Below are 24,584 nucleotides of genomic sequence, written 5' to 3'. Positions count from 1 at the left end.
TTCGGGGATTTTTTGAGCGGAAAAACCGAACAATTTTATATATATCACTAATTATTATTAGCATATTTATACTAGAAAAAGAAAAGAAAAAATGAAAAGATAGTGAAAATAAAATAATAGGAAATTACATTTCTTACAAAGAATAGTTAAAAAGCTAGATATATTAGTAATATATCTAGCTTTTATTTTGAAAAACATTAAAAAAAGCAAGTCAAATTATTTGATGTTTGAAAGTTGATGTGTTAGAATAAATTCAGAAAGCGAATAAATATAAAATACTCATGCTACTATGATATGCTCTTTTTAAAGACAGAAAGTCAACTTGTTTATTTCAGGCCTGTTAACAAGTTGATGTGAGGAGTTCACTCTAGCTTTGAGGTTTAGTTATAAAATTGTGCACAATTGCTTTCCAAATTTTTATTATTTTAATTTTCAAGTTTAAAAATTAGAGAATTAAGAGGTTGAAATGAAGAAAAAATATATCTATTTGACAGCTTCTGTTTTAACAGCTGTAACAATGCTTCCAACTTTTGCACCAAGTGAAGCTCACGCTGCTTACAATTGGAATGGAAATAATAGTTACTATACAAGAACTAGCCGCCGTTCAAGCAATCGTACTTCTAACCGTACTACTGCAAATCGTAGTCGCACATCAAACTATACTGTAAGAAGTTATGGCTACAACAGTTATTACCCAAGCTATAACTATGGCTACAATAGCTACTACCCAAGCTATAACTATGGATATGGTAGCTATTACCCAAGTTACAACTACGGTTACAATAATTGGAATAACTACTATGGCTATGGCAACAGTAGCAACTACTATGGTTATAACTATTGGAATAATTACAACAACCTTGCTAGCGATGAAAACTATATTTACTGGAATGGCAATCACTACTACCGTATGAACGACGGTAGCTACCGTATTTATCGCAACGGTCAGTGGAAACCTTTGACAAACAATAGTAATAACAACTCATCTACTAACAACTTGGAAAACGATCCTCACTATCGTTACGAAAATGGGTACCATTACTATGTATTGGACAATGGTGATTATTACTACTACCAAAATGGTAAGTGGGTATTGGTGAAAGATTCTGCTGATACAACACCAGCACAACCAGCACAACCAGCTGAGCCAACACCAGCACAACCGGCAACACCTGCTGAACCAAAACCAGAACAACCAACAACTCCGGTTGAGCCAGCACAACCAAGTCAACCTGAAGTTCCTGCTCCAACACCAGCAGAACCAGAGACTCCAACACCAGCTCCTAGTGATAAACCTGAAGAGCCAACAACACCAGCTGAGCCACAACCAGCACAACCAGCAACTCCAAGTGTTGACCTACCAGAAAACCCACCAATTAATGGTGCTGATAGTGAATTTGATCCATTCAAGCCATCAACAGAAACACCAGCAGAACCAAAACCAGAAACACCAGCAACTCCAGCTATCCCAACAACACCAGGTTTGGTAACGACTGATGAACCAAGTGAAAACCAAATCCCTGATTATGTTGAAAAACCAGCTGAAGGATTGGAATACTTGGCTTGGGCACCAAATGGACAAACTCCAAAATTGGTTTACCCACCAGGTAAACCAGGTGACGCAGTCCTCAAGAATGATAAAAACTACTACTTCGACGGTAGTGCACATTACTACTATGTACCATCTAACTCAGAGCGTACAGGTTACTCAGCATACTGGAAGTGGCTTGGAGGAAAATGGAAACTTCAAGGGATGACTGATCCAAACGATCCAGCTCGTGATCCAAAACTTCACGAAAACACTGCTGATGACGAGTACATGTACAGTGACAAGAACTCAAGCGTGAAACTTTACTCAACTAACTTGGTAACGACTGCTAAAGCAGGTCAAGCATTGCCATTCAAGAATGTTGAAGAGTTCAAAAACTATGTCATCGAAAAAATGAATCCTAAGTTCCTTGATAACTCTGGTTGGGATGCTAAAGTTGAGTGGGAAATCGAAGATCCAGAAATCTTTGAGAAGACGAAAGAAAACCCATACGCTAAGGACTATGTCTTGATTGCAAATCTTAAGAGTGGTGTCGAAGACAAGAAATACAGTGATGTAGAATTTGGCTATGTGAAGTTTGTTTACCGTGTTGAAGCAACAAACGATACAAACTATGACTATGTTTCAAAAGCGAAAGAAGCTTTCGCTAAAATCAATGAAGAGCGTAAAGCTCAAGGATTGAAAGAATTGACTTGGTCTGAAGACATTTATCAAAATCAAGCACTTCCGAAAGTAAATGAAATTTCACGTCAATACGATAGCACAGGCTTTGTAGGACGTCGTGATGAAGATGCTGCTGTTGTCGTTAAGAAATGGGCAAACAGTGGTTTGAGAGACTTGCTTCTCGATCCAAATGTCACTGAAGGAGCTGTAGCAGCAGTAGTTGATGGAAACGGTGTATACTACTGGGCATACAGTTACAAATAATTCAATCTTTTGAGATTGACTACTTTCTAAATAAGATTGAGGCTTTAAACTATTGTTTAAAGCCTTTTTGTGACCCAATCAGGACAAACAAAAAGGAGCCGGAGGCTCCCTTTTTTAATGATTACAATGTTTTTTCACTTTCTCTCACGACCAGCAAATCGACTTTTGCATGGCGGAGAATGTACTCAGATGAAGAGCCAACCAAGAGGCGTTCAAAGGCATTGAGCCCTGTTGCACCAACGAGAATCAGGTCGACATTTTCTGCGTCTGGAATAGTACGGGCAAGGAGGGTTTTTGGATTTCCCATTTCGATGACGATGTGAATATCGGTCACACCAGCATCTCTTGCGCGCTTTTCGTACTCCTTCATCAGACTTTCAGCATCGACTTGGAGTTCTTCGTAAACTTCAGCATCAAAGGTAGACACGCTTTGAAGAGCGCGTGTGTCGATAACATGGGCAATGGTGAGCTTCGATTCGTTGCGTAGAGCAGTGTAAACACCTTTGACGAAAGCCAAGTCCGCTTCTTTTGAACCATCAATTGCGACCATAACATTTTGGTAACGTTGTGCCATAATGAAACCTCCTGAAATTTTCTTACTGTTATTGTAACCCTTTTCACTAAAGAAGTAAAGTAAAAATCATATTTCAATAAATATTATTGGAGATTCGATTTGGTGGAAATATGTTAAAATAAAAGAAAACGAGCTAGTAGGAAACACAGTAAAGGGGATGAGAAAGTATGAAAGATTTTGTTCAAGCTTCTAAAAAAATAAGTTTTCTTTATCATGGAATTATCCTTGCCTCACTTGTAGGTGAAGTAGTGATGCTTTGGCAACTGGAAAGAGTCGTGTCCATTCTCTATCCAGGTTTTATTGGATTTCTTCTCTTTCACCTAGTCTACCACATCATTTTATTTGTGATTGCAAAGAGAAGTGGTCGCTTGGACTATTTGGTCACGTGGGGGCTCTTTCTCATGTTTAATCTTTTGTATGATTCCTTTTTAGCGCTGATCTTTCTAGGTTTGTCTTTTGGTATGTGAGAAAATGCTTCTGTGCTCTAGTTGTTTAGATAGTGAGAACCTAGTCGTTGTGAGTTTTTTTCTTTGCTTGCTCATTTCAGGAAACTTGTCGCAATCCCTTTCTAGTGGTATAATGTTACTATCTCGATGAATTGAGGAAACAAGATGAAAGAATATAACAAGTCTAGTAAGTTAGAGCACGTTGCCTATGATATCCGTGGCCCTGTTTTGGAAGAAGCTATGCGGATGCGAGCAAACGGAGAAAAGATTTTACGTCTGAATACAGGGAATCCAGCAGAATTTGGCTTTACAGCGCCAGACGAGGTCATTCATGACTTGATTATGAATGCGCGTGATAGTGAGGGATATTCTGACTCCAAAGGGATTTTCTCAGCCCGCAAGGCCATCATGCAGTATTGCCAACTGAAGAAATTTCCCAATGTGGACATTGATGATATCTACCTCGGAAATGGTGTCAGTGAGCTGATTGTTATGTCCATGCAAGGGCTTTTGGATAATGGCGATGAGGTCTTGGTGCCTATGCCAGACTATCCTCTCTGGACAGCCGCGGTCAGCCTAGCTGGGGGAAATGCCGTTCACTATATCTGTGATGAAGCTGCAGAATGGTACCCAGATATTGACGATATTAAGTCAAAAATTACTTCCAATACCAAGGCAATCGTCCTTATCAATCCAAATAACCCAACTGGAGCCCTTTATCCTAAGGAACTCTTGTTGGAGATTATTGAGATTGCTCGTCAGAACGATTTGATCATCTTTGCAGATGAGATTTATGATCGCATGGTGATGGATGGGCATGTGCATACGCCTGTGGCGAGCTTGGCACCTGATGTTTTCTGTGTCAGTATGAATGGTTTGTCAAAATCTCACCGTATCGCTGGTTTCCGTGTAGGATGGATGGTCTTGTCTGGTCCTAAGCACCATGTCAAGGGCTATATCGAAGGGCTCAATATGCTATCCAATATGCGTCTTTGCTCTAACGTTTTGGCCCAGCAAGTCGTACAAACTTCACTAGGTGGGCACCAGTCAGTGGATGAATTGCTCCTTCCTGGTGGACGGATTTACGAGCAAAGAAACTTCATTTACAATGCTATCCAAGATATCCCAGGTTTGTCTGCGGTTAAGCCGAAGGCGGGTCTTTATATCTTCCCTAAAATTGACCGCAATATGTACCGCATCGATGATGATGAACAGTTCGTTCTTGATTTCTTGAAGCAGGAAAAGGTTCTCTTGGTTCATGGTCGTGGTTTTAACTGGAAGGAACCAGACCATTTCCGTATCGTTTACCTTCCTCGTGTGGACGAATTAGCGCAAATCCAAGAAAAGATGACACGTTTCTTGAGCCAGTATCGTAGATAAGGCTTTCATTGGAAAAGCAGGAAACATTTCCTTAGAGCTATTGACAAATAGGTAAGAATCAGATAGAATAGTAAAGTATGTTTAGTAACTGATCACTTTATAGCCGGCTAAACGAATACAAAATCTATGAGGAGGTATTCATCGTGAAACGTACTTATCAACCAAGTAAACTTCGTCGTGCGCGCAAACACGGATTCCGTAACCGTATGTCAACTAAAAACGGTCGTCGCGTATTGGCAGCTCGTCGTCGTAAAGGACGCAAAGTTTTGGCTGCATAATCCAAACGAATTCAACAAAGAAGTCAGTAGGAACTCGAGTCTACTGACTTTTCTTTTTATCTTAAAGAGTGAACTGTCTACGAAATCGGTCATTTTAGATGAAACTCATGGAGGGCTCATTTAAAAGGTCACATACAAAAAACTCAAAACCAGATAGAAGTTACTGATTTTGAGTTTTTGTTTATTCTTTTAAGTGATAAGAGTAGCTAGCGACAACGACGTCTTCGTGCCATCTGAGAGCGTATTTTAGTTTAAGGCTCATTTGATTGTGCAGGATATTTTGCCAAGGCTTGTTAGGAATAAATTGTGGTACAAGAACTGTAACGGTGTAGTTTTTTTGCTTAGCTTCTTGGGCGATTCGTTTGACATATTTAACGCTAGGGGTGATGATGTCGCGGTAGCTGGTATTGATATTCTTTAGAGTGATATTTGGGAAGTAATCGGCAAATTCCTGAAGAATTTCTTGGTCTTTTTCGGCCGTTTCTTTAGTAGAAATGTGCATGGCCAACACTTCATCACCGATACTTTGAGCGTAGTTAATGGCTCCGACACTTACTCGAGTAACATTTCCTACGAGGACGAGAACCAGATTGCCGTCGTAAGTGCGCTTTTCAATTCCTTCGTAGAGTCGTAGTTGTTTTGCCACTTTTTGGTAATGGCTGTGAATGGACAAAAAGAGGAAGGTTAAAACTAGGATAATTGGGAAGAATGGCCAGATATCACCCAGTCTGAAGAAGAGTAAAATGAGGACAATAGCATAACAAATGATGGCCCCAAGGATATTAGCAAAGGCAGGTTTTAAGAAGTTTGCTCCTTTTTCCTTTTTCCAATGACGAATCATCCCAGTCTGAGAAAGGGCAAAGGGAACGAAGACCCCGATAGTATAAAGAGGAATCAAGCGTTCAGTATTCCCGTTAAAAATGAGAAGAAGGATCATAGCTCCAAAAGCCAGAGTTAAGATACCGTTGGAGTAGCCAAGACGATCCCCCTTTTCCATAAAGAGATGGGGCATGTACTTGTTTTTAGCCATATTGTAGGCCAGCATAGGGAAGGCTGAAAAGCCAGTATTTGCAGCTACAGCTAGAATTAAGGCTGTCGAGAACTGGAAGAGATAGTAGCTAGCATGACCAAAGAATGAATCACCAAGAATGCCCTTGGCCATTTGCGAGAGGATGGTTTCTCCATTTTGAGGTGTGATGCCCATCCAGTAGTTTAGGAAGGTGATGCCTGCAAAAAGAAAACCTAAAATGAGGGACATGATGGTCAAGGTCTGAGCAGCATTCTTTTCTTTCGGAGTTTTGAAAAATGGTACCGCATTTGAAATAGCCTCAACCCCTGTCAGAGAGGCAGAGCCACTGGTAAAGGCTCTCAATAGGAGAACGATGGAAATGCTCGGAACAGTTTGTCCAATGGTTGAAGTTGCCTGGTAGTTTAGGGAACCTGTGAATAGTTGAAAGAACCCATAAAGCAAGAGAAAGACGGTACTGAAGATAAAGAGGTAGACAGGAATCATCAGAGAGCTGGCAGATTCTTTCAATCCTCTTAAATTCAAGAGCATGAGCAGGCAGACTAGGAAAATAGAGATATGAAGATTGTAGGGATGGAGGGCAGGGATGGCTGCTGTAATAGCATCAGCTCCAGACGCAACGGATACGGCTACTGTCAGCATATAGTCAACAAGGAGGCTGCCCCCTGCAATCAAGCCTAGTTCAGGGGAGAGATTTTCCCGAGTAACCATATAAGCTCCTCCACCTTGAGGATAGGCGTGAATAATTTGACGATAGGAAATGGTCAAGCTAGCGAGCAGTAAGAGGACAAAAATACCGATAGGGAGGCTCCACCAAATAGCGAGAGGAGAGAGACTGACTAATACGAGAATGACTTGTTCGGGTCCATAGGCAATAGAAGACAGGGCATCACTGGATAACATTGCAAGTGCCTGCATTTTCCCTAACAATCCCCCTTCACCATCTGTGAGAGACTTGAGTGGTCGACCGATAAAGGTATATTTTAATTTTCTAAACATTTTCTTTTCCTTTGATGAAAATTTCAATAAGTGTTATTATACTGCTTTGAAAAAGGGCAGTCAAGGGAGAATGATTGGTATTAGAATATTTTTACAAGCCGAGGAATGCTATTTTTGGTATAATAGATGGAAGAAAATGAGGTTAGAAGAGATGATTTTTGATACACATACACATTTAAATATAGATGATTTTGCAGGAAGGGAAGATGAAGAATTAGCCCTAGCTGCTGAGATGGGCGTGACTCGGATGAACATTGTTGGTTTTGACAAGCCGACCATTGAACGTGCCCTAGAGTTGGCAGATGAGTATGAGCAACTCTATGCAACTATTGGCTGGCATCCGACGGAAGCAGGGATTTACACAGACGAGGTCGAAGCTTACTTGCTTGAAAAACTAAAACATCCTAAGATTGTTGCCTTGGGTGAGATTGGCTTGGACTACCATTGGATGACAGCACCTAAGGAAGTGCAGGAGCAGGTTTTTCGTCGTCAGATTCAGCTGTCTAAGGATTTGAACTTGCCTTTTGTGGTCCATACCCGTGATGCGCTAGAAGACACTTATGAGATTATCAAGAGTGAGGGCGTTGGTCCTCGTGGTGGGATTATGCACTCATTCTCAGGTTCTTTGGAGTGGGCTGAGAAGTTTGTCGAGCTTGGTATGACCATTTCTTTCTCAGGTGTGGTGACCTTTAAGAAAGCGACGGATATTCAAGAGGCTGCTAGGGAACTTCCGTTAGACAAGATTTTGGTAGAAACAGATGCGCCCTACCTGGCTCCTGTTCCTAAACGTGGCCGTGAAAACAAAACAGCCTACACACGATACGTGGTGGACTTTATCGCCGACTTGCGTGGGATGACGACAGAAGAGCTGGCGGTAGCAACGACTGCAAATGCAGAGCGTATTTTTGGATTGGACAGCAAGTGATGAAAGAAAAAATTTCCCAAGTCATCGTGGTTGAAGGTCGCGATGATACGGCCAATCTCAAACGTTACTTTGATGTAGAGACCTATGAAACACGAGGTTCCGCAATAAATGACCAGGATATAGAACGCATTCAGCGTCTGCATGAATTGCATGGAGTCATTGTCTTTACAGATCCAGATTTTAATGGGGAGCGCATTCGTCGCATGATTATGACGGCCATTCCAACAGTCCAGCATGCCTTTCTCAAGCGAGATGAAGCAGTGCCCAAATCTAAGTCCAAGGGACGTTCTCTGGGAATCGAACACGCCAGCTATGAAGACCTGAAAACAGCGCTGGCTCAGGTGACAGAGCAATTTGAAAACGAGAACGAGTTTGACATCAGTCGTGGTGACTTGATTCGCCTAGGTTTTTTAGCAGGAGCAGACAGTCGTAGGCGCAGAGAGTATCTAGGCGAACAGCTCCGCATCGGCTATTCTAATGGAAAACAGCTACTCAAGCGGTTGGAGTTGTTTGGAGTAACCTTGGCAGAGGTAGAAGAAGTGATGGCTAAGTATTCAGTCTAACGGAGTCAGAAATGAAAAAAGTGATTATTACGGGTGGCAATAGTGGTATTGGCTACCAGTCTGCTAAACAGTTGGCTGAAAAGGGATGGTCAGTGACCCCTATTTTGCCGGCGAAAAGAAGCAGCTGAGCAAGCCTGTGAGAAAATCCGTCAACAAACAGGAAATCCGCATGTAGATTATATCTTGGTTGATTTATCTGAGATGAAGAGCGTCAGGAAAGCAGTGGAACAGTATATCCAAAAAGAAGAGACTTTAGATGTTTTAATTAACAATGCGGCTGATTTTGACTTATCAATCAAAAAGCTAATTCTTACCAAAGACGGATTGGAAAAACAATTTGCGACCAACGTGGTTGCTCCCTTTTTACTTTCTGCCTTGTTGAAGGGCTTGTTGGAAAAGTCAGAAAGTGGTCGGATTGTTAATATTTCTTCCCAAGGGCTAGTGCTTTATCCTTTCATGAAGCTTGATTTTGAAAATTTATCTGGACAAAAACATTACAGTCCTGCTAAGACCTATTATCAGAATAAACTGGCCTTGTTGATGCTATCGCTTTATATGCGGAAACATTGGAAAGGCATCAAAATTCAGGCAATCCGTGTAACCAATGTCAAAGTTGATATGCGCCGCTATGATCACCTCAGCGCTTTTATGAAAAATCTGTATAAAATTAAGTCGAGATTTTCGATTAGTCCTGAAGAAATGGCCAAAGTCTATACAGCTTTATCTACAGAAGATGGCCATGATAGTTTTCTGTATGACGAGAAATGCAGGGAAGTAAAAGCAAATAGAGCTGCTTACGAAGAAGAGGAGCAAGCAAAACTCTATTCCTTACTTGAACAACTGACATTTTCAAGAGACAATCTATAAAGAATTAGAAAAATAAATTTTATGCTTACTTCAATAGTGGAAAGAAATTTAGATATCGAAATCTGTTTGGAGTGATCTTGGCAGAAGTGAAGAGATTATGAAATCTTATGATAATAGTTGAGCAGACCTCAAAATGCATGGAGAATGTGTTACAATAGAGGTACTTAGATTTATTTTGATAGCGTTAAAATAGAAACTTATACGGACAGTGCGAAATGAAAATTCGAGTTGATAGAGATTCTGTATGTATGGGGGACGATGTATTGCCTCATGAGACAGAATTTGAGATTCCTGAAGATATGACGGTGAAAGAATTTTTTGACTTTCTAGAAAAGGAACGTTATTTGCCGTCTGTTCAAGGGAATAATGTTGCCTGGGAACTTCGTAATAGAAACGGGGAACACGGAGTTTATTTCACCAAAACACGAGAAATCATTCATCCAGATGCACTCCTAAAAGAGATGGTGGAAGGATTTGATGGAACACCCTTATTTGTTTTGCTCTATCATTCTACTCCAGAAGCTTACTATAATAGAAAAGAGAATAAATGAGAATTGCAGATTATAGCGTGACTAAGGCAGTGCTGGAGCGTCACGGTTTTACCTTTAAAAAGTCCTTCGGGCAAAATTTCCTGACGGATACCAATATCCTTCAAAAAATCGTGGATACAGCTGAAATTGATGATCAGGTTAATGTTATCGAAATCGGGCCAGGGATTGGTGCCTTGACAGAATTTTTGGCTGAGCGTGCGGCTCAAGTTATGGCATTTGAGATCGACCACCGTTTGGTGCCGATTTTAGCAGATACCCTGCGTGATTTTGACAATGTGACCGTAGTCAACGAGGACATTCTCAAAGTTGATTTGGCGCAGCATATCCAGAATTTCAAAAATCCAGAATTGCCGATTAAGGTAGTAGCCAACTTGCCTTACTACATTACGACTCCTATTCTCATGCACTTGATCGAGAGTGGCATTCCCTTTAGTGAGTTTGTCGTCATGATGCAAAAAGAAGTGGCGGATCGCATCTCAGCACAGCCAAATACTAAGGCTTATGGTAGTTTGTCGATTGCTGTGCAGTATTATATGACAGCCAAGGTTGCCTTCATCGTGCCTCGTACGGTCTTTGTGCCAGCCCCAAACGTGGACTCAGCCATCTTGAAAATGGTGCGTCGTCCAGAGCCAGCTGTAGCAGTGAAAGATGAGAACTTCTTCTTTAAAGTTTCTAAGGCTAGTTTTACTCATCGTCGCAAGACCTTGTGGAACAACTTAACTGGTTACTTTGGAAAGACAGAAGAAATCAAGGATAAATTGACTAAGGCTTTGGACCAAGCAGGCTTGTCACCAAGTGTACGTGGTGAAGCATTAAGCTTGGAAGAATTTGCCAGTCTAACCGATGCGCTTAAAGGACAAGGACTCTAAGATGCAGGGACAGATCATTAAAGCTTTGGCCGGCTTCTACTATGTGGAGAGCGATGACCAGGTTTATCAAACTCGCGCGCGTGGAAATTTTCGTAAAAAAGGCCATACGCCCTATGTTGGAGATTGGGTAGATTTTTCTGCAGAGGAGAACTCAGAAGGCTATATTTTGGAAATTTATGAGCGAAAAAATAGTTTGGTTCGCCCACCCATTGTCAATATTGACCAAGCTGTTGTCATTATGTCAGTTAAAGAACCTGACTTTAATAGCAATTTATTGGATCGCTTCTTGGTACTCTTAGAACATAAGGGCATTCATCCTATCGTTTATATTTCTAAAATGGACCTCTTGTCAGATCGACGAGAACTGGATTTTTATGAGCAGACCTATCGTGCTATTGGTTACGATTTTGTGACTAGTAAAGAGGAGCTCCTACCCTTGCTGACAGATAAGGTTACGGTCTTCATGGGGCAGACAGGTGTTGGAAAGTCAACCCTCCTTAATAAAATCGCACCTGACCTTAATCTAGAGACGGGAGAAATCTCTGATAGTCTAGGCCGTGGTCGTCATACCACTCGAGCTGTTAGTTTTTACAATCTCAATGGCGGGAAAATCGCAGACACACCAGGATTTTCATCTCTGGATTATGAAGTATCAACAGCAGAAGACCTTAATCAGGCCTTTCCAGAAATTGCCTCTGTAAGCCGAGACTGCAAGTTCCGCACTTGTACGCATACTCATGAGCCATCTTGTGCAGTGAAACCAGCAGTAGAAGAGGGCATCATTGCAAACTTCCGTTTCTACAACTATCTACAATTCCTCAGTGAGATTGAAAATCGCAGAGAAACCTATAAAAAAGTCAGCAAAAAAATTCCAAAATAAGGAGAAACCTATGTCTCAATACAAGATTGCTCCGTCAATTCTGGCAGCGGATTATGCCAACTTTGAACGTGAAATCAAACGCCTAGAAGCAACTGGGGCAGAATACGCCCATATCGATATCATGGATGGTCACTTTGTACCACAAATCAGTTTTGGTGCAGGTGTGGTTGAAGCTCTTCGCCCCCATAGCAAGATGGTCTTTGACTGCCACTTGATGGTAGCTAATCCGGAGCATCATCTAGAGGACTTTGCGCGTGCAGGAGCAGATATCATCAGCATCCATGTGGAAGCAACACCTCATATTCATGGAGCACTTCAAAAGATTCGCTCTCTTGGTGTCAAACCTTCTGTGGTTATCAATCCTGGTACGCCTGTGGAGGCAATCAAGCACGTTCTTCACCTAGTTAACCAAGTCCTAGTCATGACGGTTAACCCTGGTTTTGGTGGTCAAGCCTTTCTACCTGAAACCATGGATAAGATTCTCGAGTTGGTTACCCTTCGTGAGGAAAAAGGTTTGAACTTTGAAATTGAAGTCGATGGCGGTATTGATGACCAGACCATTGCTCAGGCCAAAGAAGCTGGTGCTACAGTTTTTGTAGCAGGGTCTTATGTCTTTAAGGGAGATGTCAATGAACGAGTGCAAACTCTCAGAAAACAATTGGACTAGGGTTGCCGTTTTTGCCGGCGGGGATCGCGGTCATTATCGGACGGATTTTGATTGCTTTGTCGGTGTGGATCGCGGTTCGCTCTGGGTCTTGGAAGAAGATCTGCCTCTCACTCTAGCAGTTGGGGATTTTGATTCGGTGACTGCAGACGAACGCCAGTTGATTCAAAAACGTGCCCAACATTTTGTTCAAGCTCAGCCAGAAAAGGATGATACGGATCTGGAATTGGCTCTCTTGACCATCTTTGAGCAAAATCCTCAAGCCCAAGTGACCATTTTTGGGGCTTTGGGTGGTCGTATTGATCATATGCTGGCTAATGTCTTTCTGCCTAGCAATCCCAAGTTGGCACCCTATATGCGCCAGATAGCGATTGAGGATGGGCAAAATGTGATTGCCTATTGTCCAGAAGGGACCAGTCAGCTAGAGCCCCGTTCAGACTACGATTATCTAGCCTTTATGCCAGTTCGGGATAGCCAGCTGACTATTCTTGGTGCCAAGTATGAGTTGACAGAGGAGAATTTTTTCTTTAAAAAAGTGTACGCTTCTAACGAATATATAGATAGGGAAGTTTCGGTAACTTGCCCAGATGGTTATGTCGTCGTGCTACATAGCAAGGACAGGAGGTAGGATGGAGACTGTATTACTACTATTATTAATTGCCAACCTAGCTGGGCTCTTTCTGATTTGGCAAAGGCAGGATAAGCAAGATAAGTACCTAGCCAAGAACTTGGAGGATCAGGCAGACAATCTTTCAGATCAACTGGATTATCGCTTTGAACAAGCCAGACAAGCCAGTCAGCTAGATCAAAAAGACTTGGAAGTGGCTGTCAGCGACCGTTTGCAAGAAGTGCGAATGGAGTTGCACCAAGGCCTGACGCAAGTCCGTCAAGAAATGACAGATAATCTGTTGCAAACTAGAGATAAGACTGACCAACGTCTCCAAGCCCTGCAAGAATCAAATGAGCAACGTTTAGAACAAATGCGCCAGACGGTCGAGGAAAAGCTAGAAAAGACCTTGCAGACGCGCTTGCAGGCTTCCTTCGAGACAGTTTCCAAGCAACTGGAGTCTGTCAATCGTGGTCTTGGAGAGATGCAGACAGTTGCCCGCGACGTTGGTGCCCTCAACAAGGTTCTCTCTGGGACCAAGACGCGAGGGATTCTAGGAGAATTGCAACTGGGGCAAATCATTGAAGACATCATGACGCCTACCCAGTACGAACGAGAATTTGCAACGGTTGAGAGCTCTAGCGAGCGAGTGGAGTATGCCATCAAGTTACCTGGACAGGGTGACCAGGAATACGTCTATCTACCGATTGACTCCAAGTTTCCACTGGCAGATTATTACCGCCTAGAAGAAGCCTATGAAGCAGGTGACAAGGACGAGATTGAGCGCTGTCGCAAGTCGCTCTTGGCAAGCGTTAAGCGTTTCGCCAAGGATATCAAGAGCAAGTACATAGCGCCACCTCGGACGACCAATTTTGGAGTCTTGTTTGTTCCTACAGAAGGACTTTATTCGGAAATCGTCCGCAATCCTGTCTTCTTTGATGATTTGAGACGAGAAGAACAGATTATTGTCGCAGGTCCAAGTACCCTATCAGCCCTGCTTAACTCTCTATCAGTTGGCTTCAAGACTCTCAATATCCAAAAGAGTGCCGACCATATCAGCAAGACTCTTGCCAGCGTCAAGACCGAGTTTGGCAAGTTTGGTGGCATTCTGGTCAAAGCACAAAAGCATCTCCAACATGCCTCTGGCAATATTGATGAATTATTAAACCGTCGCACCACAGCTATTGAGCGGACGCTCCGTCACATTGAGTTATCAGAAGGTGAGCCTGCGCTTGATTTACTCCATTTCCAAGAAGATGAGGAAGAATATGAAGATTAGTCACATGAAAAAAGATGAGCTGTTTGAAGGTTTTTACCTGATTAAGTCAGCTGACCTAAGACAGACGCGTGCTGGGAAGAATTACCTAGCCTTTACCTTCCAAGACGATAGTGGCGAGATTGAAGGGAAACTTTGGGATGCCCAACCTCATAACGTCGAAGCCTTTACTGCAGGGAAAGTGGTCCACATGAAAGGGCGCAGAGAAGTTTATAACAACACTCCTCAAGTCAATCAAATTACTCTCCGCTTGCCTCAGCCTGGGGAACCCAATGATCCAGCTGATTTCAAGGTCAAGTCGCCAGTTGATGTCAAGGAAATCCGTGACTACATGTCGCAAATGATTTTCAAGATTGAAAATCCTGTCTGGCAGCGTATCGTTCGCAGTCTCTACACCAAGTATGATAAGGAATTCTACTCCTATCCGGCTGCCAAGACCAACCACCACGCCTTTGAAACAGGTTTAGCCTATCATACAGCAACCATGGTGCGCTTGGCAGATGCCGTTAGCGATATCTACCCTCAGCTCAACAAGAGCCTGCTCTATGCTGGGATTATGTTGCATGACTTGGCCAAGGTTATTGAGTTGACGGGACCAGACCAGACGGAGTATACAGTACGAGGCAATCTCATCGGCCATATAGCACTCATCGATAGCGAAATTACCAAGACAGTCATGGAGCTGGGCATCGATGATACTAGAGAAGAAGTGGTGCTACTGCGCCATGTCATCCTCAGTCACCATGGCTTGCTGGAGTATGGAAGTCCAGTCCGTCCACGCATTATGGAGGCAGAGATTATTCATATGATTGACAATCTAGATGCCAGCATGATGATGATGTCAACAGCTCTAGCTTTGGTGGATAAAGGAGAAATGACCAACAAAATCTTCGCTATGGACAATCGTTCCTTCTATAAACCAGATTTAGATTAATGATTTAAGAAAAACGAGCATTTTTTACGCAATAATGTTCGTTTTTTTATGTGAATGTGGTATAATGGATAAAATATCAAAATAAAATGGAATGGTAAATAAAAATGAAATTAAGAAGAAGTGATCGAATGGTTGTCATTTCCAACTATTTGATTAATAATCCATACAAACTAACCAGTCTCAATACCTTTGCGGAAAAGTACGAATCAGCTAAATCATCTATCTCAGAGGACATCGTGATTATCAAGCGTGCTTTTGAAGAAATCGAAATCGGCCATATCCAGACAGTGACTGGAGCAGGTGGTGGCGTTATCTTTACACCATCAATCTCTAGCCATGAAGCCAAAGAGATGATCGCAGACTTGCGTGATAAGCTTTCAGAAAGCGACCGTATCTTGCCAGGTGGTTACATCTACCTATCTGATTTGCTCAGTACACCTGCCATTTTGAAAAATATTGGGCGTATCATTGCTAAGAGCTTTATGGACCAAAAAATCGATGCCGTTATGACAGTGGCAACTAAAGGGGTTCCGCTTGCAAATGCAGTTGCCAACGTTCTCAATGTTCCTTTTGTTATCGTGCGTCGCGATTTGAAAATTACCGAAGGCTCAACAGTCAGCGTCAACTATGTTTCAGGTTCAAGTGGTGACCGTATTGAGAAAATGTTCCTTTCAAAACGCAGCCTCAAGGCAGGCAGTCGTGTCTTGATTGTGGATGATTTCTTGAAAGGCGGAGGAACTGTCAACGGGATGATTAGTCTCTTGCGTGAGTTTGATTCAGAGTTGGCTGGTGTTGCAGTCTTTGCAGACAATGCCCAAGAAGAACGTGAAAAGCAGTTTGATTACAAATCACTCTTGAAAGTAACCAATATTGATGTTAAGAACCAATCCATCGATGTCGAGATTGGAAATATCTTTGACGAAGACAAATAAGAGATAGCACTAAAGGTTGGAACGCTTGTCCCAGCCTTTCTTTGCAAACAGAATAGAAGGATTCCTATGAAAACACCATTTATCAGCCGTGAAGATTTAGAAACAATTGTTGCAGAGTTCCCAACTCCCTTTCACTTGTATGATGAGAAGGGGATTCGTGAAAAAGCAAGAGCAGTCAACAAGGCCTTTTCCTGGAATAAGGGATTCAAAGAATATTTTGCAGTCAAGGCCACTCCAACCCCAGCCATCTTGAAAATCCTCAAAGAGGAAGGCTGTGGTGTGGACTGTTCCAGTTATGTGGAGCTCCTGATGAGCCATAAACTTGGATTTGCAGGTCCTGAAATCATGTTCTCATCAAACAATACGCCAGACCAAGAGTACGCTTATGCCCATGAATTAGGTGCGACTATTAACTTGGATGCCTTTGAAGATATTGAACATCTGGAGCGAGCGGCAGGTATTCCAGAAATCATCTCTTGTCGTTACAATCCTGGAGGCGTTTTTGAGCTAGGAACAGATATCATGGATAACCCTGGGGAGGCCAAGTTTGGGATGACCAAGGATCAACTCTTTGAAGCCTTTGCTGTTTTGAAGGAAAAAGGAGCTAAGACTTTTGGGATTCACTCTTTCCTAGCATCCAATACCGTGACCCATCTCTACTATCCAGAGTTGGCCCGTCAGCTCTTTGAATTAGCTGTGGAAATCAAAGAAAAATTGGGCATTTCACTGGACTTTATCAATCTTTCTGGCGGAATCGGAGTCAATTACCGTCCAGACCAGGAGCCAAATGATATCGCTGTGATTGGTGAAGGGGTGCGTAAGGTTTATGAGGAAGTCCTTACACCTGCAGGACTTGGTCAGGTTAAGATTTTCACCGAATTGGGTCGCTTTATGTTAGCCCCTCACGGAGCTTTGGTCACAAGAGTCACTCATAAGAAAAAAACCTACCGTACCTATCTGGGCGTGGATGCCTCAGCAGTCAACCTCATGCGCCCCGCCATGTATGGAGCCTACCACCATATCACCAATCTGACTCATCCAGATGAACCTGTTGAGGTGGTAGACGTGGTCGGTTCACTCTGTGAAAACAATGATAAATTTGCAGTGAACCGCGAACTACCTCATACAGAAATCGGTGATTTACTGGTGATTCATGATACAGGTGCACATGGATTCTCCATGGGTTACCAGTACAATGCTAAACTACGCTCAGCAGAAATTCTCTATACCGAAGAAGGAAAAGCCCGCCAAATCCGCCGTGCAGAGCGCCCTGAGGACTATTTCGCAACCTTGTATGGTTTTGATTTTGAATCGGATTAGTAAAAGAAATTGAAAATGAAAGTGAAAAACAGATTGCTTTCTAAAAAATAGACAAAAAAACCTTGTTTTTCACCTTACTCGTGATATAATAAAACTATAAAACGGTTTCAAGGAAGGTGACGATATGTCTGAAGAAACAATTGACTATGGACAAGTGACAGGAATGGTGCATTCGACAGAGAGTTTTGGGGCGGTAGATGGCCCTGGGATTCGGTTTATTGTCTTTTTGCAGGGCTGTCACATGCGTTGCCAGTACTGTCATAACCCCGATACATGGGCGATGGAGACCAATAAATCACGCGAACGGACAGTAGACGATGTTTTGTCAGAAGCCCTTCGCTACCGTGGATTCTGGGGAGACAAGGGAGGAATCACTGTCAGTGGAGGAGAAGCTCTCTTACAGATTGATTTCCTAATTGCCCTCTTTACCAAGGCCAAGGAAAAAGGAATCCACTGTACCTTGGATACCTGTGCCCTTCCGTTCCGTAATAAACCACGTTATCTCGAAAAGTTTAATAAACTCATGGCGGTAACAGACTTGGTTCTTCTGGATATCAAGGAAATCAACGAAGAACAGCACAAGATTGTCACAAGTCAAACCAATAAAAATATCTTGGCCTGTGCCCAGTACCTATCAGATATCGGGAAGCCTGTTTGGATTCGCCATGTGCTGGTTCCGGGATTGACAGACAGAGATGACGACTTGATCGAACTCGGAAAATTTGTCAAAACCCTCAAAAACGTTGATAAGTTTGAAATTCTACCTTATCATACGATGGGAGAATTCAAGTGGCGTGAACTTGGGATTCCTTATTCGCTTGAAGGGGTCAAACCTCCAACAGCAGACCGTGTTAAGAATGCCAAGGAATTGATGGATACAGAAAGTTACCAAGACTACATGAAACGTGTTCATGGATAAAAAAGAAGCCTGATGGAGACATCGGGCTTTTGTGATGCATAAAAAGCCTAGCCTTTCAGCTAAGCTTTTTTCTTATTTTCTAGAATGTTGTTTTCCAGCATTGCGTTTTTTATGTTTCTTATTGGTCATGATCGCAGTAGCTTGATTTGGAGTGACATCTTTGCGTCCGCCTCCAGTTGAAAATGAACTTGCTTTTGGTGGATTTTTGGCAAATTCTTCACGAACTTTTTTGCGAAGTTTTGGACGAACAACATAGTTAACGATGAACTGTTGGAGAATCATCATGAAACCACCGACAACCCAGTAAAGGGTCACACTGGCTGGTGCGAAGAAGGAGAAGACGACAATCATGAGTGGGCTCATGTAAATCATTTTCTTGAGCTGTTCTCTTTGCATCTCATCTTCTACTCCATGAAGTGAGAGAATTGATTGGAGATAGTAGAGGATACCAGCGAAGGCGACAAGGATTATACTTGGGGAACCAAGATTGATACCCAAGAAAGTAGAGCTAGCTACACCATCAGTGTATTGGGCTGCAAAGTAGATAGCAGAGAAGAAAGGCATTTGAATGAGGATAGGGAAACATCCTACTCCACCGAACATGCTGATGCCATGTTCTTTCTGAGCCGCAAAGAGAGCTTGTTGGGCTTCTAGTTTTTCTTCTTGAGTTGTTGCCTCTTTGAGGCGTGTTTGATGTGGCTCAAGGACATGTTTGAGGGCATTCATCTTTTCAGAGTGAAGCGTTGCCTTCCATGATTGGTAGATACCAAGTGGCAAGATAATCAAGCGCACGATAATGGTTACGATAATGATAGCCACACCAAAGCCTAGACCTTTATCAGTAGCGAAGTACTTGATGGCTTCAGCCATAGGTGCTCCGATGGTATTCCAAATCAATCCTGTGGGTTGTCCTGTTGCTTTGTCTACTTGGACACAGCCTGACAAGACGAGTAGCATAGCCACTCCCATAGCAGAGAGGGCAAAACGTTTAATAGATTTCAATGTTTTCATTCCTTCTTTAAAAATTATACCTCTCTATTCTACTGTTTTTTTGTAAAATATACAATAGTTCTAGAGACCTAATTTGCGACTTTGAAGTCCGAATAGGATGAAAAGTTGCTCATTTGTACATCTAGATAGGTAACTTTTGAAAAAGGTGTCGGACCTTTTCGGATTTCTTGGATAAATTTTGCCATAGTTGCAGAGGAGTCTGCCTGAGCAAGAATTTCCACTGTGCCATCATCGTTATTCCAGACACGACCAGTGATGCCACCGATTTCAAGAGCTAAAGTAACAACACCCCAGCGAAAACCAACACCCTGCACCCTGCCTTGGGCAATCATTCTAACCTTTTGCATACCAAACCCCTTTGATTGTGTTATAATATTTCTATGACTATTATAACCTCAAAAGCCAATTCTGTGGTAAAAAATGCCAAGAAATTACATCAAAAAAAATATCGGAAGTCTGCTTATTTGATTGAAGGATGGCACTTGTTTGAAGAAGCTGTTCAAGCAGGAGTGACGATTGAGAAGATTTTTGCCCTAGAAAGTTACCGAGATCAGCTAGCGGCTTTTCCACAAACAGTCTGGGTTTCAGAGGAGATTTTGCTAGATTTGGCAGATACGCAAACTCCTCAAGGGATTGTTGCAGTGATTCAAAAAGAAGAAGCGGGTCTGCCCGATCTTCGTCGGGGAAAGTTTTTATTTTTAGAAGATGTCCAAGATCCTGGGAACGTAGGTACCATGATTCGGACTGCGGATGCTGCAGGTTTTACAGGGGTTATTGTCTCAGACAAGTCAGCAGATATCTACAGTCTCAAGACCCTGCGATCCATGCAAGGAAGTCATTTTCATTTGCCCATCTATCGGATGTCTCTTGCTTCCTTTGTAGAAGAGGCAAAGAAGAGCAATTTGCCCATTCTAGCAACGACCTTATCCAAAGAATCCAAGGACTATCGTGAGCTTTCTCCCTTAGAAAACTTTGCTTTAGTCATGGGAAATGAAGGACAGGGGATTAGTTCTGTTATGGCTGAGAGTGCTGATCAGCTGGTTCATATAGGCATGAAAGGCCGAGCAGAAAGTCTCAACGTGGCAGTTGCAGCAGGAATTTTGATGTTTTATTTCAGCTAATTTATAAAATCTTTGTTATAATCAAGACATATTTATAGAAAAAGGAGAATCAGAATGAATCAAACGATTATTCAAGAACGTTCAGGTCTCAATCAATTTTACGCTAAGGTTTATGCCTTTGTGGGACTTGGGATTGGTCTATCAGCTCTCGTGTCAGCTTTGATGTTGACAGTCTTTCAGTCCCAATTGGTCTACTTTTTAATGCATGGCCGTCTCTGGTTGATGATTGCAACTTTTGCAGAACTTGCTCTAGTCTTTGTTGCAAGTAGCATGGCTGCAAAAAATAGCCCAGCAGCTCTCCCAGTATTTTTAGTTTATTCTGTTTTAAATGGATTTACGCTTAGTTTTGTCGTAGCCTTCTATACACCTGGGACCGTCTTATCAGCCTTTGTATCCAGTGCCCTTCTCTTCTTTGTCATGGCGGCAATCGGAATTTTCACTAAGAAAGATTTGAGTGGAATGGGCCGAGCTTTGATGGCGGCGCTTGTTGGTCTCATTATTGCCATGGTTGTAAATCTATTTTTAGCCAATAGTTTCTTTGACTACATGATTAGTATTGCCATGGTCTTGGTTTTCTCAGGTTTGATTGCTTGGGACAACCAAAAGATTCGCTATGTTTATGAGCAGTCACGAGGACAAGTCGCGACAGGCTGGGTCATCTCGATGGCGCTCAGCATCTATCTAGACTTTATCAACCTCTTCCTTAGCATCTTACGTATCTTTGGTCGAAACGATTAATGAATGACAGAGTCAGTGTTCAAAAGAGCACTGACTTTTTCTTATTTACTCTTTTCTTTTCTTGGAAATAGGTGTATAATGCTTTTAACTAATTTTTGAGGAGCTGTTTATGAAGAAAAGTTTTATTCATCAACAAGAAGAAATTTCCTTTGTCAAAAACACTTTTACCCAGTATTTGAAAGATAAGTTAGAAGTTGTTGAAGTTCAAGGTCCTATCTTGAGCAAGGTCGGGGATGGGATGCAGGACAACCTGTCAGGTGTTGAAAATCCAGTATCCGTCAAGGTTTTGCAGATTCCAGATGAAACCTATGAAGTCGTTCACTCACTTGCCAAATGGAAACGCCACACCTTGGCTCGTTTTGGTTTCGGTGAAGGTGAGGGTCTGTTTGTTCACATGAAGGCCCTTCGTCCAGACGAAGATTCGCTTGATGCGACTCACTCAGTTTATGTGGACCAGTGGGACTGGGAGAAGGTTATCCCAAATGGTCAACGCAATATCGCCTATCTCAAAGAAACCGTTGAGAAGATTTACAAGGCTATTCGTTTGACAGAGCTAGCCGTAGAAGCCCGCTACGATATCGAATCCATCTTGCCAAAACAAATCACCTTTATCCATACAGAAGAGTTGGTGGAACGCTACCCAGACCTAACACCAAAAGAGCGTGAAAATGCGATCTGTAAAGAGTTTGGTGCAGTCTTCTTGATTGGTATCGGTGGCGAGTTGCCTGACGGAAAACCTCATGACGGCCGCGCACCTGACTATGATGACTGGACAACAGAGTCTGAAAATGGCTACAAGGGGTTGAATGGCGATATTCTCGTTTGGAACGAATCTCTTGGTTGTGCCTTTGAACTTTCATCAATGGGGATTCGGGTAGATGAGGATACCCTTCGTCGCCAAGTGGCTCTTACAGGAGACGAAGATCGTCTTGAGCTGGAATGGCATAAAGCCTTGCTTAACGGTCTTTTCCCACTGACAATTGGTGGAGGTATCGGACAGTCTCGTATGGCCATGTTCCTTCTTCGTAAGAAACACATCGGAGAGGTCCAGACCAGTGTCTGGCCTCAAGAAGTCCGCGATACGTACGAAAATATTTTGTAGAAAACTGAACCGCAAGGTTCGGTTTTCTTTCTCTTTTTGCCCATAATTTGGTATAATAAACGGTATGAAAATCGTATCAGGAATCTACGGAGGGCGTCCCCTCAAGACGCTAGAAGGCAAGACGACGAGACCGACATCAGATAAGGTGCGTGGAGCTATCTTTAACATGATAGGTCCCTATTTTGAGGGTGGTCGTGTCTTGGATCTCTATGCTGGCAGTGGTGGTTTATCCATCGAGGCAGTCTCGCGTGGGATGTCCCATGCTGTCTTAGTGGAGCGGGATCGAAAGGCGCAAGCTATTATCGCTGAAAACATCCAAATGACCAAGGAAGTTTCCAAATTTCAGCTCTTAAAGATGGAGGCTGAACGGGCCTTGGAGCAAGTAAAAGATCCCTTTGACCTGGTCTTTTTAGATCCTCCCTATGCCAAGGAACAAATCGTTGCAGATATCGAGAAAATGGCAGAAAGAAACCTTTTCTCCGAAGAGGTCATGGTTGTCTGTGAAACCGATAAGTCTGTAGAACTCCCAGAAGAAATCGCCTGCTTAGGTATCTGGAAGGAAAAAATATATGGGATTAGTAAGGTGACAGTCTATGTCAGATAAAATTGGATTATTTACAGGTTCATTTGATCCGATGACAAATGGACATCTGGATATGATTGAACGTGCTAGCAAACTTTTTGACAAGCTCTATGTCGGGGTGTTCTACAATCCCCACAAACAAGGCTTTCTCCTTGTTGAAAACCGTAAACGAGCAGTCGAAAAAGCGGTGGCGCATTTAGATAATGTAGAGGTGCTGGCTTCTCATGACCAACTAGTTGTCGATGTTGCAAGAAGACTGGGTGCTAAGACCCTTGTCCGTGGCTTGCGAAATACCACCGACTTGCAATACGAGTCTAGCTTTGACTACTACAATCATCAACTTGCTCCAGAAATCGAAACCATTTACCTATATAGTCGCCCAGAGCATCTTTATATTAGCTCTTCGGCCGTGAGAGAACTTCTGAAGTTTGGTCAGGAGATTCAGCAATATGTCCCAAACAGTGTTGTGGAGGAATTAGAACATGAAGAAAAAAACTAGATGGCCCTTATATGTCATCCTAGCACTAGTATTGACTTTTTTAGCCTTTGTAGTACCTTTACCTTACTACATAGAAGTTCCAGGTGGAGCGGAAGATATTCGTCGCGTTTTGAAAGTCAATGAAACAGAAGACAAAGAAGCAGGAGCTTACCAGTTTGTAACAGTCGGTATTCGACACGCAACCCTATCGCATCTTGTATATGCTTGGTTAACACCTTTCACAGATATTAGAAGTGCCAAGGAGACTACGGGTGGCTCTACTGATGCAGAGTTTATGCGGATTAATCAGTTCTATATGCAAACTTCTCAAAACATGGCCAAGTATCAAGGATTGAAGACGGCTGGAAAGGATATAGAACTCAAGTATCTGGGAGTTTATGTCTTGACCGTGACGGACAATTCAACTTTTAAGGGCATTCTGAACATTGCAGATACCGTGACGGCTGTTAATGACAAAACATTTGACAGTTCAAAAGACTTGGTCGACTATGTTAATTCTCAACAATTAGGAGATACGGTCAAGGTAACCTATGAAGAAGACGGAAAAGTCAAGTCTGCAGAAGGTAAAATTATCACTCTCGAAAACGGGAAAAATGGGATTGGGATTGGCTTGATTGACCGTACGGAAGTGACCAGTGATGTTCCGATTCGCTTTTCAACAGCTGGTATCGGGGGGCCAAGCGCCGGTCTCATGTTTAGCCTAGCTATTTACACCCAGATAGCAGACCCAGGTCTTCGTAATGGCCGCGTCGTTGCGGGAACGGGAACTATTGATCGCGATGGAAATGTTGGCGACATCGGTGGAATTGACAAAAAAGTGGTTGCAGCCTCTCGTCAGGGAGCCAACATCTTTTTTGCTCCTGACAATCCAGTCACCGAGGAAGCAAAAAAAGCAGATCCCAATGCGAAAAGCAACTATGAAACAGCCTTAGAAGCTGCTAAAACGATCAAAACAGAGATGAAAATCGTTCCCGTTAAGACATTGCAGGATGCAATTGATTACCTTAAAAACAATCCCTAATTCGTAGAAAAATTGAAAACTA

The 24,584-nt window shown here is 42.6% G+C and carries 26 protein-coding genes and 1 pseudogene; 23 read left to right on the top strand and 4 right to left on the bottom strand.

Annotation, left to right across the window (positions count from 1 at the left end; all coding sequences use genetic code 11):
- The first annotated feature begins 466 nt into the window (after positions 1-466).
- On the top strand, positions 467-2,476 hold the full coding sequence (locus M1G01_RS08300) for a CAP domain-containing protein (protein ID WP_247931587.1): 2,010 nt from the start codon (positions 467-469) through the stop codon (positions 2,474-2,476).
- A 121-nt stretch (positions 2,477-2,597) separates the two neighbouring features.
- Here the strand turns inward: M1G01_RS08300 and M1G01_RS08295 are convergent, their stop codons facing one another.
- Positions 2,598-3,050 carry a universal stress protein gene (locus M1G01_RS08295; RefSeq protein ID WP_000079162.1) on the bottom strand — a complete coding sequence of 151 codons (453 nt, stop codon included), beginning with the start codon at positions 3,048-3,050 and terminating at the stop codon, positions 2,598-2,600.
- Between the two features lie 167 nt (positions 3,051-3,217).
- Here M1G01_RS08295 and M1G01_RS08290 point away from each other — a divergent pair, with 167 nt between their 5' ends.
- From M1G01_RS08290 to rpmH, 3 genes are all read left to right on the top strand, one after another.
- Positions 3,218-3,517, top strand: a complete 300-nt coding sequence (locus M1G01_RS08290) for a hypothetical protein (protein WP_247931586.1) — start codon at positions 3,218-3,220, stop codon at positions 3,515-3,517.
- Positions 3,518-3,661: 144 nt separating this feature from the next.
- Positions 3,662-4,876: a pyridoxal phosphate-dependent aminotransferase gene (locus M1G01_RS08285; protein WP_000666454.1), complete on the top strand. Its 1,215-nt coding sequence runs from the start codon at positions 3,662-3,664 to the stop codon at positions 4,874-4,876.
- Between the two features lie 143 nt (positions 4,877-5,019).
- Positions 5,020-5,154, top strand: coding sequence for a 50S ribosomal protein L34 (gene rpmH, locus M1G01_RS08280; protein WP_000831905.1), 135 nt, complete (start codon positions 5,020-5,022; stop codon positions 5,152-5,154).
- A gap of 181 nt (positions 5,155-5,335) precedes the next feature.
- Here rpmH and M1G01_RS08275 read toward each other — a convergent pair whose 3' ends face one another.
- Entirely contained in the window at positions 5,336-7,180 is a 1,845-nt protein-coding gene (locus M1G01_RS08275) for an APC family permease (RefSeq protein WP_247931585.1), read from the bottom strand.
- Positions 7,181-7,331: 151 nt separating this feature from the next.
- Between M1G01_RS08275 and M1G01_RS08270 the strand changes: the two genes are divergently transcribed.
- The 13 genes and pseudogenes from M1G01_RS08270 to pflA all read left to right on the top strand — a co-directional run bounded on the left by M1G01_RS08270 (position 7,332) and on the right by pflA (position 18,487).
- Positions 7,332-8,105 (top strand): TatD family hydrolase, encoded by a 774-nt coding sequence (locus M1G01_RS08270; protein ID WP_247931606.1) that lies wholly within the window; start codon positions 7,332-7,334, stop codon positions 8,103-8,105.
- Positions 8,105-8,668 carry a ribonuclease M5 gene (gene rnmV, locus M1G01_RS08265; RefSeq protein ID WP_247931584.1) on the top strand — a complete coding sequence of 188 codons (564 nt, stop codon included), beginning with the start codon at positions 8,105-8,107 and terminating at the stop codon, positions 8,666-8,668. Before M1G01_RS08270 ends, rnmV begins: the two co-directional genes overlap by 1 nt.
- An 11-nt stretch (positions 8,669-8,679) precedes the next feature.
- Positions 8,680-9,535: pseudogene (locus M1G01_RS08260) on the top strand (SDR family NAD(P)-dependent oxidoreductase).
- Between the two features lie 248 nt (positions 9,536-9,783).
- Positions 9,784-10,086, top strand: coding sequence for a hypothetical protein (locus tag M1G01_RS08255; RefSeq protein ID WP_247931583.1), 303 nt, complete (start codon positions 9,784-9,786; stop codon positions 10,084-10,086).
- Positions 10,083-10,955 carry a 16S rRNA (adenine(1518)-N(6)/adenine(1519)-N(6))-dimethyltransferase RsmA gene (rsmA, locus tag M1G01_RS08250; RefSeq protein ID WP_247931582.1) on the top strand — a complete coding sequence of 291 codons (873 nt, stop codon included), beginning with the start codon at positions 10,083-10,085 and terminating at the stop codon, positions 10,953-10,955. The genes M1G01_RS08255 and rsmA overlap by 4 nt, the downstream gene beginning before the upstream one ends.
- Before the next feature lies 1 nt (position 10,956).
- The gene (rsgA, locus tag M1G01_RS08245; RefSeq protein WP_247931581.1) at positions 10,957-11,835 is read left to right on the top strand and encodes a ribosome small subunit-dependent GTPase A; all 879 of its coding nucleotides are present in this window, start codon (positions 10,957-10,959) and stop codon (positions 11,833-11,835) included.
- Positions 11,836-11,845: 10 nt separating this feature from the next.
- A complete protein-coding gene (gene rpe / locus M1G01_RS08240; protein ID WP_247931580.1) occupies positions 11,846-12,502 on the top strand; it encodes a ribulose-phosphate 3-epimerase in 657 nt (218 codons plus the stop codon).
- Positions 12,465-13,127, top strand: a complete 663-nt coding sequence (locus tag M1G01_RS08235) for a thiamine diphosphokinase (RefSeq protein ID WP_049479462.1) — start codon at positions 12,465-12,467, stop codon at positions 13,125-13,127. Before rpe ends, M1G01_RS08235 begins: the two co-directional genes overlap by 38 nt.
- Position 13,128: 1 nt before the next feature.
- The gene (locus M1G01_RS08230) at positions 13,129-14,385 is read left to right on the top strand and encodes a DNA recombination protein RmuC (protein ID WP_247931579.1); all 1,257 of its coding nucleotides are present in this window, start codon (positions 13,129-13,131) and stop codon (positions 14,383-14,385) included.
- Positions 14,375-15,316 (top strand): 3'-5' exoribonuclease YhaM family protein, encoded by a 942-nt coding sequence (locus tag M1G01_RS08225; protein ID WP_180833561.1) that lies wholly within the window; start codon positions 14,375-14,377, stop codon positions 15,314-15,316. Before M1G01_RS08230 ends, M1G01_RS08225 begins: the two co-directional genes overlap by 11 nt.
- A gap of 104 nt (positions 15,317-15,420) precedes the next feature.
- A complete protein-coding gene (gene purR / locus M1G01_RS08220; protein WP_002874197.1) occupies positions 15,421-16,248 on the top strand; it encodes a pur operon repressor in 828 nt (275 codons plus the stop codon).
- A gap of 66 nt (positions 16,249-16,314) precedes the next feature.
- Positions 16,315-17,568: a diaminopimelate decarboxylase gene (locus tag M1G01_RS08215; protein WP_247931578.1), complete on the top strand. Its 1,254-nt coding sequence runs from the start codon at positions 16,315-16,317 to the stop codon at positions 17,566-17,568.
- 124 nt (positions 17,569-17,692) lie between these two features.
- Entirely contained in the window at positions 17,693-18,487 is a 795-nt protein-coding gene (gene pflA, locus M1G01_RS08210; RefSeq protein ID WP_033629301.1) for a pyruvate formate-lyase-activating protein, read from the top strand.
- Positions 18,488-18,559: 72 nt separating this feature from the next.
- Here pflA and yidC read toward each other — a convergent pair whose 3' ends face one another.
- Together yidC and M1G01_RS08200 are read right to left on the bottom strand one after the other, a co-directional pair.
- Entirely contained in the window at positions 18,560-19,489 is a 930-nt protein-coding gene (yidC, locus tag M1G01_RS08205) for a membrane protein insertase YidC (RefSeq protein WP_247931605.1), read from the bottom strand.
- Between the two features lie 77 nt (positions 19,490-19,566).
- On the bottom strand, positions 19,567-19,845 hold the full coding sequence (locus tag M1G01_RS08200; protein ID WP_001174609.1) for an acylphosphatase: 279 nt from the start codon (positions 19,843-19,845) through the stop codon (positions 19,567-19,569).
- Between the two features lie 33 nt (positions 19,846-19,878).
- Between M1G01_RS08200 and M1G01_RS08195 the strand changes: the two genes are divergently transcribed.
- From M1G01_RS08195 to M1G01_RS08170, 6 genes are all read left to right on the top strand, one after another.
- Positions 19,879-20,619 (top strand): TrmH family RNA methyltransferase, encoded by a 741-nt coding sequence (locus M1G01_RS08195; protein WP_247931577.1) that lies wholly within the window; start codon positions 19,879-19,881, stop codon positions 20,617-20,619.
- Positions 20,620-20,673: 54 nt separating this feature from the next.
- Positions 20,674-21,357, top strand: a complete 684-nt coding sequence (locus tag M1G01_RS08190) for a Bax inhibitor-1/YccA family protein (RefSeq protein WP_001076870.1) — start codon at positions 20,674-20,676, stop codon at positions 21,355-21,357.
- A 109-nt stretch (positions 21,358-21,466) separates the two neighbouring features.
- Positions 21,467-22,459, top strand: a complete 993-nt coding sequence (gene asnA / locus M1G01_RS08185) for an aspartate--ammonia ligase (RefSeq protein ID WP_000747998.1) — start codon at positions 21,467-21,469, stop codon at positions 22,457-22,459.
- Between the two features lie 64 nt (positions 22,460-22,523).
- Entirely contained in the window at positions 22,524-23,063 is a 540-nt protein-coding gene (rsmD, locus tag M1G01_RS08180) for a 16S rRNA (guanine(966)-N(2))-methyltransferase RsmD (RefSeq protein ID WP_000706942.1), read from the top strand.
- The gene (coaD, locus tag M1G01_RS08175; protein WP_247931576.1) at positions 23,053-23,541 is read left to right on the top strand and encodes a pantetheine-phosphate adenylyltransferase; all 489 of its coding nucleotides are present in this window, start codon (positions 23,053-23,055) and stop codon (positions 23,539-23,541) included. The genes rsmD and coaD overlap by 11 nt, the downstream gene beginning before the upstream one ends.
- Entirely contained in the window at positions 23,525-24,562 is a 1,038-nt protein-coding gene (locus tag M1G01_RS08170; RefSeq protein WP_247931575.1) for a SepM family pheromone-processing serine protease, read from the top strand. The genes coaD and M1G01_RS08170 overlap by 17 nt, the downstream gene beginning before the upstream one ends.
- Positions 24,563-24,584: the final 22 nt, after the last annotated feature.

The organism is Streptococcus oralis, assembly GCF_023110055.1.
GTDB classification, from domain to species: domain Bacteria; phylum Bacillota; class Bacilli; order Lactobacillales; family Streptococcaceae; genus Streptococcus; species Streptococcus oralis_BY.
The sequence above is the reverse complement of the archived record's forward strand: the minus strand, read 5'-3'. Positions and strand labels throughout refer to the sequence as shown.